We start from the raw sequence: 13,739 nt of genomic DNA, 5'->3' as shown, positions 1-13,739 counted from the left end.
CCCGGGAGCTCAGCGGCGGCGGTCGCGCAGGGCCGGGACCAGCGCGCCCAGCATCAGCCCCGCCGTCGCCGCGAACGCCCACGGGTAGCCGGTCAGCCCCGCGAGGACGCCGAAGCCCGCGGCGCCGACGCCCATCCCGCCGTCGTACGCGAGGTTCCACAGCGCGCTGACCGTGCCGTACGAGGAGGCGGGGACCCGGGCGTACATCAGGGCCAGGGTGGCATTCTGCGCGACGCCGAAACCGGCGCCGAACAGGGCGGTTCCCCCGATCACGGCGGCCGGGACGCCCGTCGCCGCGGTGACCAGGACGCCCGCGGCCGACAGCAGCAGGCCGGGCAGCACGAGCCGGGCACTGCCGTGCCGGTCGCCGAGGCGCCCCGCCAGCCAGCGGGTGACGGTCGCGGCGGCCGGCTGCACGAACAGCGCCACCGGGACCACCCCGGAGGACGCCCGCCCGACCGCCAGCGGCAGGAAGGTGACCAGGATCCCGGCGGCGGTCGCGGTGGCCCCGAACACCAGCACGGGACGCAGCAGAGCACCGGTCCCCAGCCCGCGCACGACACCGAGGGGACGCTCGTCCCGGACCGGCCGCCCGGCACCGGTACCGCTCCCCGACGGCGCGTCCCGACCGGCACCGCCGGCCGGTGTCGTCGGCCTCTCGTGGTCCGGCAGCCCGAGGACCGACACCGTCGTCACGAGTGCCGCCACGCCCCCGGTCACGGCCGTCACCCCGTACCCCGCGTGTCCGGCCAGCCACAGGCCCAGGGGCAGGGCGATCAGCGACGGAACGCCGGAGACCAGGCCCACCACCGCCAGGCCCTCGCCGCGGCGCTCCGGCGGGATCAGCGTCGCGGTCAGGGCGCCGCCCGCGACGATCGTGAGGGCGAAGCCGAGGCCGCGCAGCAGACAGACGGCCGCAATCCACGCCACGTGCGACGAGACCGTCAGCACCAGGGCCGGGGCGCCCATCAGGAACAGGCCCGCCATCAGCGTCACCCGGTAGCCGTACCGGTCGACGAGCCGGGGAGTGGCGAGTTCACCGAGGACCGTGGCGAGCATCAGGGAGCCGGTGGCGATGCCCGCCGCACCACCCCCGCCCGCCTCGGCCGCGAACGCGGGCACGACCGACAGCAGCAGGAAGAAGCTGACCATCGCGCCGATCATGCTCACGAAGCGGAGCAGCAGCGCCCGGCTGAGCAGGCGCGGGCGCGGGCGCGGGGAAGGGGCCAGGACCGGGCGGTTCGCCGAAGTCGTCATGTCCTCGACGCTATGAGTCGACCGGCTCCCGGCTAAGCTCCAATTCCATGCCTGTGCAGTGGGCCGGTCTGTCGCCCGGACTCCTCCTGACCGTCGAGCGGGAGAGCGGGGTGCGGCTGTGCGCGCAGTTGGAGGGCCAGCTGCGGGACGCGATCCGCTCGGGCCGGCTCCAGGCCGGCGAGCGGCTGCCGTCCTCGCGTGAGCTCGCCCGGCTGCTGGGGGTGTCCCGCGGGCTCGTCCAGGACTGCTACGCCCAGCTCCAGGCCGAGGGCTATCTCGTCACCCGGGTCGGCTCGGCCACCCGCGTCGCGCCCTGTGCTCAGGTGCCCGAGGCCCCCGCGCCGGCCCCGCCCGACACCGGCCCCCGCCCAGTCGCCGACTTCCGGCACGGCGTCCCGGACCTCACCTCCTTCCCGGTCGCCGACTGGCTCTGGGCGACCAGGGAGGCCGCCCGGTGCATGCCCACCGCGGACCTCGACTACGGTGACCCGCGCGGGAGTCCGGCCCTGCGCGAGATCGTCGCCGGGTACCTGCGCCGGGTCCGCGGCGCTGCCGCCGACCCCGCCCGCACCGTCGTCTGCTCCGGCTACGCCCAGGGGCTGAGTCTCGCCCTGGGCGTACTCGCGCGGCGCGGAGCCGAGACCGTGGCGTACGAGGACCCGGGCGGCCCCGGCATCGCGCGGGCGGCCGCGGACGCGGCGGGCCTGCGGGCGGTACCCGTTCCGGTCGACGAGGCCGGGGTCGACGTACGGGCGCTGGACGCCACCGGGGCCCGCGCGGTGATCGTCACCCCGGCACACCAGTGGCCGACGGGTGTCGTGCTGACGCCCGAGCGCCGGCACGCCCTGATCGACTGGGCGGCGCGCCGGGACGCGTATGTCATCGAGGACGACTACGACGCCGAGTTCCGCTACGACGGCGAACCGGTGGGCGCCCTGCAGGGGCTGGCCTGCGATCGGGTGATCTCCATCGGGACCGTCAGCAAGTCCCTCGCCCCCGCCCTGCGTCTGGGCTGGCTGCTCTGCCCGCCCGCGCTCACCGGACCGCTCACCGACCTCAAACGGATCGCGGACCGCGGCTCGCCCACCCTCGACCAGCTGGCCCTGGCCCGGCTGATCGAATCCGGCCGCTACGACCGCCAGTTGCGCCGTATGCGCGCGACCTATGCCGCCCGCCGCTCCGCCCTCGTCCAAGCGCTGGCCCGGCACGCCCCCGCCGTACGGCTGTCGGGGCTGGCGGCGGGCTTCCACGCCGTGGCCCATCTGCCGGCCGGCGCCGACGAGGCGAGCGTGGTGGCGCAGGCTCGCACCCGCGGGGTGGGGCTGTACGGCATGAGCGCGTTCCGCGCTTCCGGCGCCGCGCACCCGCCCCAACTGGTCCTGGGATTCGGCACCGTGACGGAACACCGGATCACGGAGGGCATCGCGGCCGTGGCGGACCTCCTCCGTCCGCCGGGTGTGTGACGGGCGGCGGAGACCGGGGCCGTACGGGCTGCTACAGCCGTGCCCCCTTCAGCGCCATGTGCAGCAGCAGCCGGTCCTCGCCGTCGTCCAGGTCGAGGCCGGTGAGCTGTTCGACGCGGGACAGGCGGTAGTACAGGGTCTGCCGGTGGATGCCGAGGGCCGCGGCCGTGCGGCCCGCCTGCCCAGCGCAGTCCAGGTAGACCTCGGCGGTCCGGGCCAGTTCGCGGTGGGCCGGGGTGAGCAGCGGGGCCACGGCCGGGTCGTGGGACGCCTCCGGCGGCAGCGTGGTCAGCAGCCGGTACGGACCGATGCGCGCCCACTCCGCCACCGGCCCGAACCGGGGCTCCGCCAGCGCGGCCCGGGCCGCCGCGGTGGCCTCCTGCCAGACCGTGCCCAGCTCCGCCAGCCCGGTGCGGGCCTCGCCCACCCCCGCCGCGCAGCCCTGTGCCGCCGCGGCCGCTCCGGCGAACCCCGCCGCCACGGCCGCCGCCGTCCGTGCCCCGGCACCGCGTGCCGCAGCCGCCCGGGCCTCCTCGGCCTCCTTGAGCAGCCGCGCGGCGGCCGTCAGGGCGGGGGTGGCCACGTCCGTGCTGCGCAGCCGCACCAGCACGGCCAGGCTGTGGCCGGTCGGCCCCCACGGCAGCGTGCACAGCGCGGTGGCGTGCGGGACCGTACGCGGCGACGGGGCGTCGTCCGGGTCGGCGGACGGCCAGGGGGCGACGCAGACCAGGGTGTGCGGGGCGTCCGCGCGCACACCCAGGGCGGTCCGCAGCTCGGCCACCGCCATGTCCCGCTGCCAGCCGCTCTCCGCGACCAGCACCGCCCGCAGCTCCCGGCCCAGCCCCGCCCCCGCCTGCGCCTCGTCCGCGAGCAGCGCGCCGATCCGCCCGGCCACGCCCATGGCCGCGGTCAGCTGGGCGTCCGTCGGGCCGGGGTCGCTGTCGAGGAGCCAGACGTAGCCGAGAACGACACCCCGATGGCGTACCGGCAGACAGATCCGCCCCCGGTACACCCCCGCCTCCGGGGTCGGCGGGATCCGGACCGGGCCGGTCGCCCGGGTGATGCCGAAACCCTCGAACCAGGTGCGGACCGCCGTCGTGGAGCGTCGGGTCAGGATCGAACGGGTGCGGACCGGGTCCAGCGCCGACGGATCGAGGTCGCCCTCACTGTCGTACGCCCCGAAGGCGATCAGCTCGAAGTCGCGGTTCTCCAGGGTCGCCGGGACGCCCAGGAGCTCCGAGATCTCGTCGACCAGCTCCTGGTAGTCACCCTTGAATTCCGACGTCACCCGGGCATTCTCCCGCAATTCACGGATGCCTTCATACATCTGTCTGAGATCCGTGGCACGGATGCGTGACAGCTGTCGATGGCCCACGATCGGAGGGATCCTTAACTTTCACGGTGGTTCCCCGTGCCGTATCCAAATCGTCGGATCGCGGCCGTTACGGCATGTGTTGTGGAGGTGCCCCGTGCTGGGTCCCGTGATTCTCGCCGCGTCGCGCAGCGACCGGATGCGACGTCTGATCTCGGCGGCCCCGGTGACGAAGCAGGTCGTGGACCGCTTCATCCCCGGTGAGACCGTCGGCGACATCGTCCCGATCATCGAACAGCTCACGGGCCGCGGTCTGGAGCTGACGATGGACGTCGTCGGCGAGGACATCACCACCCCCGGGCAGGCCGCCGCCGCCCGGGACGCCTACCTGGCGCTGATCGACCGGCTGCGCGAGCTGGGCCTCGGCGAGCGCGTCGAGATGTCCGTCAAGCTGTCGATGTTCGGGCAGGCGCTGGAAGGCGGCCACGAACTGGCCCTCGCCAACGTGCGCCCGGTCGTCGAGGCCGCCGCCGCCATCGGTACGACCGTCACCCTCGACGCCGAGGACCACACCACCCTCGACTCGATGTTCGCCATCCACGAGGAGCTGCGGACGGACTTCCCGCAGACCGGCTGCGTCATCCAGGCCTACCTCTTCCGCACCGAGGCCGACGCCCGCCGCCTCGCCGCCGCCGGCAGCCGGGTCCGCCTGGTCAAGGGCGCCTACAAGGAGCCCGCCGAGGTCGCCTACCAGCAGAAGAGCGAGATCGACAAGGCGTATGTGCGGATCCTGCGGACTCTGATGGACGGCGAGGGGTACCCGATGGTCGGGTCCCACGACCCGCGCCTCATCTCCATCGCCCAGGAACTCGCCCGGCGCGCCGGGCGCAAGCCCGACGAGTACGAGTTCCAGATGCTGTACGGCATCCGGAGCGACGAGCACCTGCGGCTCGCCGCCGAGGGCCACCGGATGCGCGTCTACACCGCCTACGGCACCGACTGGTACGGCTACTTCATGCGGAGGCTCGCGGAGAAGCCGGCGAACCTGCGCTTCTTCCTCCGCTCGATGGTCGGCAAGGGCTGAGCCCCAGCAAGCCCCGGCAAGCCGAGACAAGCCTCAACACCCGCTCACGTACAAGGAGTTACGGAACCCATGGACGCTGTGACCCAGGTCCCCACGCCCGTCAACGAGCCGGTGCACGGCTACGCCCCCGGCTCTCCCGAGCGCGCCCGGCTGGAGGCCAAGCTCAAGGAGCTGGCCGAGAACCCGATCGAGCTGCCGATGACCATCGGCGGCGCAAAGCGGCTCGGCGGTGGCGAGCCCTTCCAGGTCGTGCAGCCGCACAACCACAAGGCCGTCATCGGCACCGGGCACCACGCCACCCGGCAGGACGCCCAGGACGCGATCGACGCGGCCCTCGCCGCCGCGCCCGCCTGGCGCGCGATGGCCTTCGACGACCGCGCGGCGATCATCCTGCGCGCCGCCGAACTGCTCTCCGGCCCCTGGCGCGAGACCATCGCCGCCTCCACCATGCTCGGCCAGTCCAAGACCGCCCAGCAGGCCGAGATCGACTCGCCCTGCGAGCTGATCGACTTCTGGCGGTTCAACGTCCACTACGCCCGCCAGATCCTGGCCGAGCAGCCCCCGGCCAACTCCCCGGGCGTCTGGAACCGCATGGACCACCGCCCGCTGGAGGGCTTCGTCTACGCGATCACGCCGTTCAACTTCAGCGCGATCGCGGGCAACCTGCCGACCGCCCCCGCCCTCATGGGCAACGTCGTCGTCTGGAAGCCGTCCCCGACCCAGACCCACGCCGCCGTGCTGCTCATGCAGCTGCTGGAGGAGGCCGGTCTGCCCAAGGGCGTCATCAACCTCGTCACCGGCGACGGCATCGAGGTCTCCCAGGTCGCCCTGGAGCACCGGGACCTGGCGGGCATCCACTTCACCGGCTCGACCAAGACCTTCCAGTACCTGTGGAAGACGGTCGGCAACAACATCGAGAAGTACCGCTCCTACCCGCGTCTGGTCGGTGAGACCGGCGGCAAGGACTTCCTGGTCGCCCACCCGAGCGCCGACCGTGCCGTCCTCAAGACGGCCCTCACCCGCGGTGCCTTCGAGTACCAGGGCCAGAAGTGCTCCGCCACCTCCCGCGCCTACATCCCGGCGTCGATCTGGAACGACGGCTTCCGTGAGGAGTTCGCCGCCGAGGTCGACTACCTGACCATGGGTGACGTCACCGACCTCGCCAACTTCATCGGCGCCGTCATCGACGACCGCGCGTTCGCCAAGAACAAGGCCGCGATCGACCGCGCGAAGACCGACCCGTCCTGCGAGATCGTCGCGGGCGGCTCCTACGACGACTCGGTCGGCTACTTCGTCCGCCCGACGGTCGTCGTGTGCAGCGACCCGGAGAACGAGGTCTTCCGCACCGAGTACTTCGGCCCGTTCCTCGCCGTGCACGTCTACGAGGACGACGAGTACGACGCGATGCTGACCCAGATGGAGTCGGTGTCGGACTACGCGCTGACGGGTTCGGTCATCTCCAACGACCGCGCCGCCGCGGCCTACACGATGGAGAAGCTGCGCTACGCGGCCGGCAACTTCTACATCAACGACAAGTCGACCGGTGCCGTCGTCGGCCAGCAGCCCTTCGGCGGCGGCCGTGCCTCCGGCACCAACGACAAGGCCGGCGCCCCGCAGAACCTGCTGCGCTGGACGCTGACCCGGGCCATCAAGGAGACCCTGGTCGCGCCGACCGACTACACGTACCCGCACATGGGCTGATCCTCAGCCCCCCGAGCACGGGCCGGGAAGCCTGACCCACGAGCAGGCTTCCCGGCCCGTTCCCATGCGCGGATCCGGCTACAGCAGTGTGCGCAGCCGGGCCGCCCCCTCGGTGTCCGGCGCCGCCGACAGGATCACGATCTTCAGCTCGGAGTCGCCGTCCGTCAGGACGTCGCAGTCCACCTCCACCGGCCCCACCCCCGGATGCTCGACCGTCTTGCGGTCCGTGCGGTGGGCGGCGACCGTGCCGCCCGCCCAGAGCCGGGCGAACCGCTCGTTGCCCTCGGTCAGTTCGCGCACCAGCCCGGCCAGCCGGGCGTCGTCCGGGAAGCGGCCGGTGGCTCGGCGCAGGTCGGCCACGATCGCGAGGTCGGAGTCGTCGGCGTTCGCCTCGCGTACCGGCCAGGCGGAGAGCCGGGCCTCCTCGGTGCCGACCGGGAACCGCTCGCGGGCGAGGTTGCGCAGCCCGGGCGGGACGGCCGCCGGGGCGCCGAGCAGCGCGGCCCAGCCGGGGTTCCACCACAGCAGCTGCCAGTGCGCGGTGAACACGCCGACCGCCACCCCGCCGAGCCGGTCCAGCACGCGGAGCACACCCGGCGGGAGGTGATCGGGGACCGGGCCGCCGTCCGGCGGGACCAGCCCGGCCATCCGGTAGAGGTGCTCGCGCTCGGCGGCCGTCAGCCGCAGGGCACGGCACAGGGCGGCGACCACCTGCCCGGACGGCGCCGTGGCCCGGCCCTGCTCCAGCCGTACGACGTAGTCGACCGACACCCCGGCCAGCTCGGCCAGTTCCTCACGGCGCAGCCCGGTCGCCCGGCGGGCGCGGCCGGTCGCGGGCACCCCCACGGCCGTCGGCGACAGCCGCTCCCGCCAGGCACGGATCGTCGGGCCCAGACCGGCAGCCTCTTTCCTCGCCATGCCCTCCATCGTGCCCCAATCCGGTGGTCCTGGTACTGCCGTTCCTACGGTCGGGGCGTCCCTGGCAGGGGATCCGCGCCGGGCGGACGATCGACGCATGACCATCACCTTCATCACCGGGGCCAACAAGGGCCTCGGCCGCGAGACCGCCCGCCGCCTCGTCGGACTCGGCCACACCGTCCTCGTCGGCGCCCGCGACCCGGAGCAGGGCGCGGCGGCGGCCGACGCGCTCGGCGCGCGGTTCGTCCGGATCGACGTCACCGACGACGCCTCGGTCGCCGCCGCGGCCGCCGACGTCGCCGCCCACGAGGGCAGGATCGACGTACTGATCAACAACGCCGGCGTCTCCGGCCCGCACGTCGACCCGGACGAGCTCACCGCGGCCGACGCCCTCGCCGTCTTCGACGTCAACCTGTTCGGCGTCATCCGCACCACCACCGCGTTCCTGCCCCTGCTGCGCCGGTCGGCGGATCCCGTCGTCGTCAACGTCAGCAGCGGACTGGGGTCGGTCGCCCTCACCCACGACCCGGCCCGCGTCGAGTCCACCGTCGTGGCGCCGCTCTACAACTCCTCCAAGGCGGCCCTCGTCATGCTCACCACCCAGTACGCCAAGGCCTTCAAGGACATCCGTGTCAACGCCGCCGACCCCGGCTACACGGCGACCGACCTGAACGCCAACAGCGGCCCGCAGACCGTCACCGAGGGCACCGACGCGATCGTCCGGCTGGCCACCGAGCCGTCCGGCGCCGGAACGGGCCGCTTCATCGACCGGGACGGCCCCGTCGCCTGGTAGTCCCGTACGACACTGGGGTCATGCCGCTCCGCATCGCGCACACCGCCGACCTCGCCCCGGCCGATCTCCGCGCCGCCCGCGCCCTCCTCCACGAGGCGTTCGGCGGGGACTTCGCCGACAGCGACTGGGAGCACGGCCTCGGCGGCATGCACGCGCTCGTCCATGACGGGGCCGGGCTCGCCGCGCACGGCTCGGTCGTGCAGCGCAGGGCCCGGCACCGGGACCGCTGGCTGCGCGTCGGCTATGTCGAGGCCGTCGGCGTGCGGCCCGGCGCCCGCCGCCGGGGCCTCGGCGGGCAGGTGATGGCGGCGCTGGAGGGGATCGCCGAGCGGGCGTACGACCTCGGCGCGCTGTCCGCGAGCGAGGACGGGGCCCGGCTCTACACCGCCCGGGGCTGGCGGCGTTGGGCCGGCCGGGTCTGCGCGCTGTCGCCCGAGGACGGGATCGTGCGCCTGGCGGACGAGGAGGGGGATGTGTACCTGTGGCCCGGCCTCGCCGGGGACGTCCTCGACCCCGCCCACGAACTCGTCTTCGACTGGCGCGACGGAGACGTCATGTAACCCGTTCGCCTGTTCGGAATCATCCGCCCCACCTGTCAAAGCCCCAGCTCACAGCCGTGTGACCCACTCCACCGTCTCAGATAGTAGGAAGTCCGAGTAATTGTGCAGACAGAAGCGGGCCGCTCCCTTACTTTTGTAGGAGCCGAACGTCTCGCTCGATCAAGCGAACGGCGGTCGTGAGCCGGGCCCCGTGCAGGCAACCCCTGCGGCACCGCTCCCCGCCCCTTCCGGCGTCTCGCAACCCCCCTGCCGTACTCCACTTATGCCCGAAGGAGTCGATTCCCATGGCCGAGACGACCGTCCGCCGCCGAGTCCGCCACGTGTCCCGCACGAGCGAGTCCGAGCGCAAGAACGCCGCCGCCGCCCTTCAGCGCGCCCTCGACCGCCGCGACAACGGCGGCGAGACCGGCCACTGAGCAGCGCCGGTCCTCTGATCGGGAGCCGCACCCGCACGGGGTGCGGCGCGGCCGGGACAGCCGCGCCGTACTCCGGGGTCAGCCGTTGCGCCGTATCTCGAAGTGGTCGATCCGCGCCCCGCTCTGCGTCAGCGCCGACACCTTCAGCCTCGGGCTCGTACCCGCCTCCGCCTCGACCCTGAGGAAGGAGTAGCCGGTGTACCGCACCCGTGACCACTCCACCGTCTCCGCCACGTTGTGCTGCCCCTTGACCCAGTGGAAGCTGTCCACCGCGTCGTGCCGGGTGATGTGCCCCTCGTAGCTGTCCTTGACCCCGGACGGGAACGAATACAGGTTCCGTCCGCCGCCGCCCGCCGTCACATGGACGATCCCGTCCCGCGTCGGGTCGGTCGAACCGCCGACCGGGACCGCGCGGCCGACCCGGCCGTCCTTCACCGCGTCCGTGCGCTCGTAGACGTGGTTGTGCCCGTTGATCACCAGGTCCACCTGGTACTTGGCGAACAGCGGCAGCCAGGCCGCCCGGATCCCGCCGTCGGAGGCGTGCGAGGACGTCGAGTACGCGCAGTGGTGGAAGAAGACGACCACGAAGTCCACCCCCTTCGCCGCCCGCAGCTCCTTCAGCTTCTTCTCCAGCCATGCCGTCTGCCGGCCGCCGCTGTAGCCGAAGTTGGCGGGGATCTCGTACGACACGTCGTTCGCGTCCAGCGCCACGAAGGCCACGTTGCCGTAGGTGAACGCGTACACGCCCGGCGCCCCGTGCGGGTCGAAGCCGTTGTCGGGGAGGGCGAAGCGGGCGTACTGGCCGCCGTAGCCGTCGGGGGAGTACCAGGCCTCCATGTCGTGGTTGCCGGTCGTGACCATCCACGGGACGGAGCGGGCCACCGGCTCGTTCTGCTGCAGGAAGCGGTCCCACTCCCGGGCGTCGTAGCCGTCCGAGGTCTTCCCGGTGCCGTTGCCGTCCGCTTAGCAGATGTCGCCCGCGTGCAGATGGAAGGCCGGCTGCTGCTTCAGCAGCGCGTTGTCGCTCGCCTTCCCGGCCTGACCGACCCCCTGGTCGCCGAAGGCCGTGAACACGAACCTCTCCGGACTCGCGGGCGCGGTGCGGAACGAGGCGATGGAGGCACGGTGGCCGGCGGCGGCCGGGTCCCAGCCGTCGTGGCCGACGCCGTAGTAGTACGTCGTACCGGGGGTGAGGTCGTCCAGGGCCGCGTGGACGTAGTACTGCTCGACCACCGGGCGCACACCCTGCACCCCCGGCGTGTGCAGATGCCGGATCTCCGCGGCGACCCGCGGGCCCAGGGCGTCCGGCCGTGATCCGATCCGCACGAACGGCTTCCGCACCGCGGCCGGCACCTGCCAGGAGATCCGCATCCGCGTCCTCGGGTCGGCGCCGAAGGCGAGATGACGTCCGAACGGTGTGACGGCCGCGCCGTGGACCGTCGACGTGGCCGGCGTCGGACTCGCCGCCGACGGACGCGCCGGCTTCCCCGCGCAACCGGTCACCAGCGCGCCGCCCGCCACCGCGCCCGCCGTCACCAGCGTGCGGCGGTTCACCAGCCGGGTGCGCAGATACTCGTACTGCTCGGCCATGCTCATCCGGGCGGCGAGCTGCGGCGGGATACCGAAGTCGGGGATGTCCATGTCCAGGACGGTGCCCAGCGCAGGCCAACACCAGCCATACGTACGGGTGAACGCCGGTCGACGGGACACCCCGACGCGTCCATATGGCGGACAGTGCATGTCATTCCATGGGACGAGGAGTAGGGTGCCGGGCATGTCTCGCAGCATCGATCTCGCAGTGATCCCCGGTGACGGCATCGGGCAGGAAGTCGTGGCCGAAGGCCTCAAGGTCCTCTCCGCCGTCCTCCCGCAGGATGTGAAGCTGGAGACGAAGGAGTACGACTTCGGCGCCAGGCGTTACCACGCCACCGGTGAGACCCTCACCGACGCCGACCTCGACGCGCTGAAGCAGCACGACGTCATCCTGCTGGGCGCGATCGGCGACCCGAGCGTCCCCTCCGGTGTCCTGGAGCGCGGCTTCCTGCTGAAGCTCCGCTTCGCCTTCGACCACCACGTCAACCTGCGTCCGTCGAAGCTCCTCCCCGGTGTCGCGACCCCGCTGGCCGGCGAGCCGGAGATCGACTTCATCGTGGTCCGCGAGGGCACCGAGGGTCCGTACACCGGCAACGGCGGCACCATCCGCAAGGGCACCGAGCACGAGGTCGCCACCGAGGTCTCCGTCAACACGGCCTTCGGTGTCGAGCGTGTCGTCCGGGACGCCTTCGCCCGCGCCCAGGCCCGCCCGCGCAAGAAGCTCACGCTGGTCCACAAGAACAACGTGCTGGCCTTCGCCGGTCACCTGTGGACGAACATCTTCAACAAGGTGGCCGTGGAGTTCCCCGAGGTCACCACGGACTACATCCATGTCGACGCGGCGACCATCTACCTGGTCACCGACCCCGGTCGCTTCGACGTGATCGTCACCGACAACCTCTTCGGCGACATCATCACCGACCTCGCCGCGGCCGTCTCCGGCGGCATCGGTGTCGCGGCGAGCGGCAACATCAACCCCTCCCGCGAGTTCCCCTCGATGTTCGAGCCGGTCCACGGTTCCGCGCCCGACATCGCCGGCCAGGGCAAGGCCGACCCCACGGCCACGGTCCTGTCCGTCGCCCTGCTGCTGCGCCACCTCGGCTACGAGGCCGAGGCCGCCCGCGTCGAGGAGGCCGTCACCGCCGACCTCACCGAGCGCCAGGGCAAGCCCGCCCGCTCCACCTCGGAGATCGGCGACGCGCTCGCCGTACGAGTAGCCGGCTGACCCTCCCCCAGAGCTCGAAGCGCCTGGGGGGACCCCCACGCTTCTCAAAAGCCTCACGAAGACTTTCGAAGCCGCCGGGTCGCACACGCACCCGGCGGCTTCCCCATGTCTGCCACCGGGTGCCACCATCGACCCCGGGTCCGTTTTCACCCCGATTCCTTCCACCCAGGCCCCCGCGCGATAATCGAACGCAGAGCCGCGGCATGAGGGAATGCTCGGACGTCCTACGACCGGACGCCGACCGTACGGGTGTGAGCGCGGCCCATCACTACAACCGGTGAAGGACTACCACTCATGACGACGCCCACGATCGAGCTCAAGCCGTCCGCGCACCCGACCGCCGCCGCCGAGCGCGAGGCGATCCTGGCCAGCCCCGGATTCGGCCGCCACTTCACCGACCACATGGTGACGATCAAGTGGACCGAGGGCCGCGGCTGGCACGACGGCCAGCTCGTTCCGTACGCGCCGATCCCGCTGGACCCGGCCACCAACGTGCTGCACTACGCCCAGGAGATCTTCGAGGGCCTGAAGGCCTACCGCCGCCCCGACGGCTCGGTGGCCACCTTCCGCCCCGACCAGAACGCCAAGCGCTTCCAGCGTTCCGCCCGCCGGCTCGCCATGCCCGAGCTGCCGGTGGAGACCTTCATCGAGGCCTGTGACGCCCTGGTCCAGCAGGACAAGGACTGGGTCCCGGCGCACGGCGGCGAGGAGTCCCTCTACCTGCGCCCCTTCATGATCGCCACCGAGGTCGGCCTGGGCGTCAAGCCGGCCAACGAGTACCTCTTCCTGGTCATCGCCTCCCCGGCCGGCGCCTACTTCCCCGGCGGGGTCCGGCCGGTCTCCATCTGGGCCTCCGAGGACCGCGTCCGCGCCGTCCCCGGCGGCATGGGCGACGCCAAGACCGGCGGCAACTACGCGGCCTCCCTGCTCGCCCAGGCCGAGGCCGCCGCGCAGGGCTGCGACCAGGTCTGCTACCTCGACGCGGTCGAGCACAAGTGGGTCGAGGAGCTCGGCGGCATGAACCTGTACTTCGTGTACGGCGACAAGATCGTCACCCCCACCCTCACCGGTTCCATCCTGGAGGGCGTCACCCGTGACTCCCTCCTCACCGTCGCCCGCGACCTCGGCTACGAGTCCGAGGAGGCCCGGGTCTCCATCGAGCAGTGGCAGCGTGACTCGGAGAACGGCACCCTCACCGAGGTCTTCGCCTGCGGCACCGCGGCCGTGATCACCCCGGTCGGCACGGTCAAGCGCGCGAACGCCGAGTGGCGGCAGTCGAACGGCGAGCCCGGCGAGGTCACCCTCAAGCTCCGCGAGGCCCTCCTCGACATCCAGCGCGGCACGGCGGAGGACAAGCACGGCTGGATGCACCAGCTCGGCTGAGGCCGGCCCTCGCCCCCGTCGGCCCTGAACCACC

11 protein-coding genes and 1 pseudogene are annotated in these 13,739 nt (G+C 72.5%); 8 read left to right on the top strand and 4 right to left on the bottom strand.

Annotated elements, in window-relative coordinates; translation table 11 throughout:
• Nucleotides 1-9 precede the first annotated feature (9 nt).
• Nucleotides 10-1,257 carry an MFS transporter gene (locus ACIRR9_RS23030; protein WP_403754755.1) on the bottom strand — a complete coding sequence of 416 codons (1,248 nt, stop codon included), beginning with the start codon at nt 1,255-1,257 and terminating at the stop codon, nt 10-12.
• A 47-nt stretch (nt 1,258-1,304) separates the two neighbouring features.
• Here ACIRR9_RS23030 and ACIRR9_RS23025 point away from each other — a divergent pair, with 47 nt between their 5' ends.
• Nucleotides 1,305-2,720: a PLP-dependent aminotransferase family protein gene (locus tag ACIRR9_RS23025; RefSeq protein ID WP_403754752.1), complete on the top strand. Its 1,416-nt coding sequence runs from the start codon at nt 1,305-1,307 to the stop codon at nt 2,718-2,720.
• Between the two features lie 31 nt (nt 2,721-2,751).
• Here ACIRR9_RS23025 and ACIRR9_RS23020 read toward each other — a convergent pair whose 3' ends face one another.
• The gene (locus tag ACIRR9_RS23020; RefSeq protein WP_403754749.1) at nt 2,752-4,008 is read right to left on the bottom strand and encodes a PucR family transcriptional regulator; all 1,257 of its coding nucleotides are present in this window, start codon (nt 4,006-4,008) and stop codon (nt 2,752-2,754) included.
• A 181-nt stretch (nt 4,009-4,189) separates the two neighbouring features.
• Between ACIRR9_RS23020 and ACIRR9_RS23015 the strand changes: the two genes are divergently transcribed.
• Nucleotides 4,190-5,116, top strand: coding sequence for a proline dehydrogenase family protein (locus ACIRR9_RS23015; protein WP_403754746.1), 927 nt, complete (start codon nt 4,190-4,192; stop codon nt 5,114-5,116).
• Nucleotides 5,117-5,185: 69 nt separating this feature from the next.
• Nucleotides 5,186-6,817, top strand: a complete 1,632-nt coding sequence (gene pruA, locus ACIRR9_RS23010) for an L-glutamate gamma-semialdehyde dehydrogenase (protein WP_403754743.1) — start codon at nt 5,186-5,188, stop codon at nt 6,815-6,817.
• 78 nt (nt 6,818-6,895) lie between these two features.
• On the opposite strand, the gene ACIRR9_RS23005 is transcribed toward pruA, so the two are convergent.
• Nucleotides 6,896-7,744 carry a helix-turn-helix transcriptional regulator gene (locus tag ACIRR9_RS23005; RefSeq protein ID WP_403754740.1) on the bottom strand — a complete coding sequence of 283 codons (849 nt, stop codon included), beginning with the start codon at nt 7,742-7,744 and terminating at the stop codon, nt 6,896-6,898.
• 88 nt (nt 7,745-7,832) lie between these two features.
• Here ACIRR9_RS23005 and ACIRR9_RS23000 point away from each other — a divergent pair, with 88 nt between their 5' ends.
• From ACIRR9_RS23000 to ACIRR9_RS22990, 3 genes are all read left to right on the top strand, one after another.
• Nucleotides 7,833-8,528, top strand: coding sequence for an SDR family NAD(P)-dependent oxidoreductase (locus ACIRR9_RS23000; RefSeq protein ID WP_403253812.1), 696 nt, complete (start codon nt 7,833-7,835; stop codon nt 8,526-8,528).
• Nucleotides 8,529-8,548: 20 nt separating this feature from the next.
• On the top strand, nt 8,549-9,088 hold the full coding sequence (locus ACIRR9_RS22995) for a GNAT family N-acetyltransferase (RefSeq protein WP_403754736.1): 540 nt from the start codon (nt 8,549-8,551) through the stop codon (nt 9,086-9,088).
• Nucleotides 9,089-9,372: 284 nt separating this feature from the next.
• Nucleotides 9,373-9,504 (top strand): hypothetical protein, encoded by a 132-nt coding sequence (locus ACIRR9_RS22990; RefSeq protein WP_089098576.1) that lies wholly within the window; start codon nt 9,373-9,375, stop codon nt 9,502-9,504.
• Between the two features lie 78 nt (nt 9,505-9,582).
• Here ACIRR9_RS22990 and ACIRR9_RS22985 read toward each other — a convergent pair.
• Nucleotides 9,583-11,145 (bottom strand): annotated as a pseudogene (locus tag ACIRR9_RS22985) (purple acid phosphatase family protein).
• Nucleotides 11,146-11,278: 133 nt separating this feature from the next.
• Here ACIRR9_RS22985 and ACIRR9_RS22980 point away from each other — a divergent pair.
• Both ACIRR9_RS22980 and ACIRR9_RS22975 read left to right on the top strand, forming a co-directional pair.
• Nucleotides 11,279-12,322, top strand: coding sequence for a 3-isopropylmalate dehydrogenase (locus ACIRR9_RS22980; protein WP_365344664.1), 1,044 nt, complete (start codon nt 11,279-11,281; stop codon nt 12,320-12,322).
• A 294-nt stretch (nt 12,323-12,616) separates the two neighbouring features.
• On the top strand, nt 12,617-13,705 hold the full coding sequence (locus ACIRR9_RS22975; protein WP_403754731.1) for a branched-chain amino acid aminotransferase: 1,089 nt from the start codon (nt 12,617-12,619) through the stop codon (nt 13,703-13,705).
• Nucleotides 13,706-13,739 lie beyond the last annotated feature (34 nt).

This window comes from Streptomyces sp. NPDC101234 (assembly GCF_044767525.1).
GTDB lineage: Bacteria > Actinomycetota > Actinomycetes > Streptomycetales > Streptomycetaceae > Streptomyces > Streptomyces sasae.
This window is presented reverse-complemented; position numbering and strand designations above follow the sequence as displayed.

Excerpts from the sequence above, each read along its gene's own strand:
- ACIRR9_RS23030 (WP_403754755.1), bottom strand. The coding sequence starts at position 1,257 with ATGACGACTTCGGCGAACCGCCCGGTCCTGGCCCCTTCCCCGCGCCCG.
- ACIRR9_RS23025 (WP_403754752.1), top strand. The coding sequence starts at position 1,305 with ATGCCTGTGCAGTGGGCCGGTCTGTCGCCCGGACTCCTCCTGACCGTC.
- pruA (WP_403754743.1), top strand. The coding sequence starts at position 5,186 with ATGGACGCTGTGACCCAGGTCCCCACGCCCGTCAACGAGCCGGTGCAC.
- ACIRR9_RS23005 (WP_403754740.1), bottom strand. The coding sequence starts at position 7,744 with ATGGAGGGCATGGCGAGGAAAGAGGCTGCCGGTCTGGGCCCGACGATC.
- ACIRR9_RS23000 (WP_403253812.1), top strand. The coding sequence starts at position 7,833 with ATGACCATCACCTTCATCACCGGGGCCAACAAGGGCCTCGGCCGCGAG.
- ACIRR9_RS22995 (WP_403754736.1), top strand. The coding sequence starts at position 8,549 with ATGCCGCTCCGCATCGCGCACACCGCCGACCTCGCCCCGGCCGATCTC.
- ACIRR9_RS22990 (WP_089098576.1), top strand. The coding sequence starts at position 9,373 with ATGGCCGAGACGACCGTCCGCCGCCGAGTCCGCCACGTGTCCCGCACG.
- ACIRR9_RS22980 (WP_365344664.1), top strand. The coding sequence starts at position 11,279 with ATGTCTCGCAGCATCGATCTCGCAGTGATCCCCGGTGACGGCATCGGG.
- ACIRR9_RS22975 (WP_403754731.1), top strand. The coding sequence starts at position 12,617 with ATGACGACGCCCACGATCGAGCTCAAGCCGTCCGCGCACCCGACCGCC.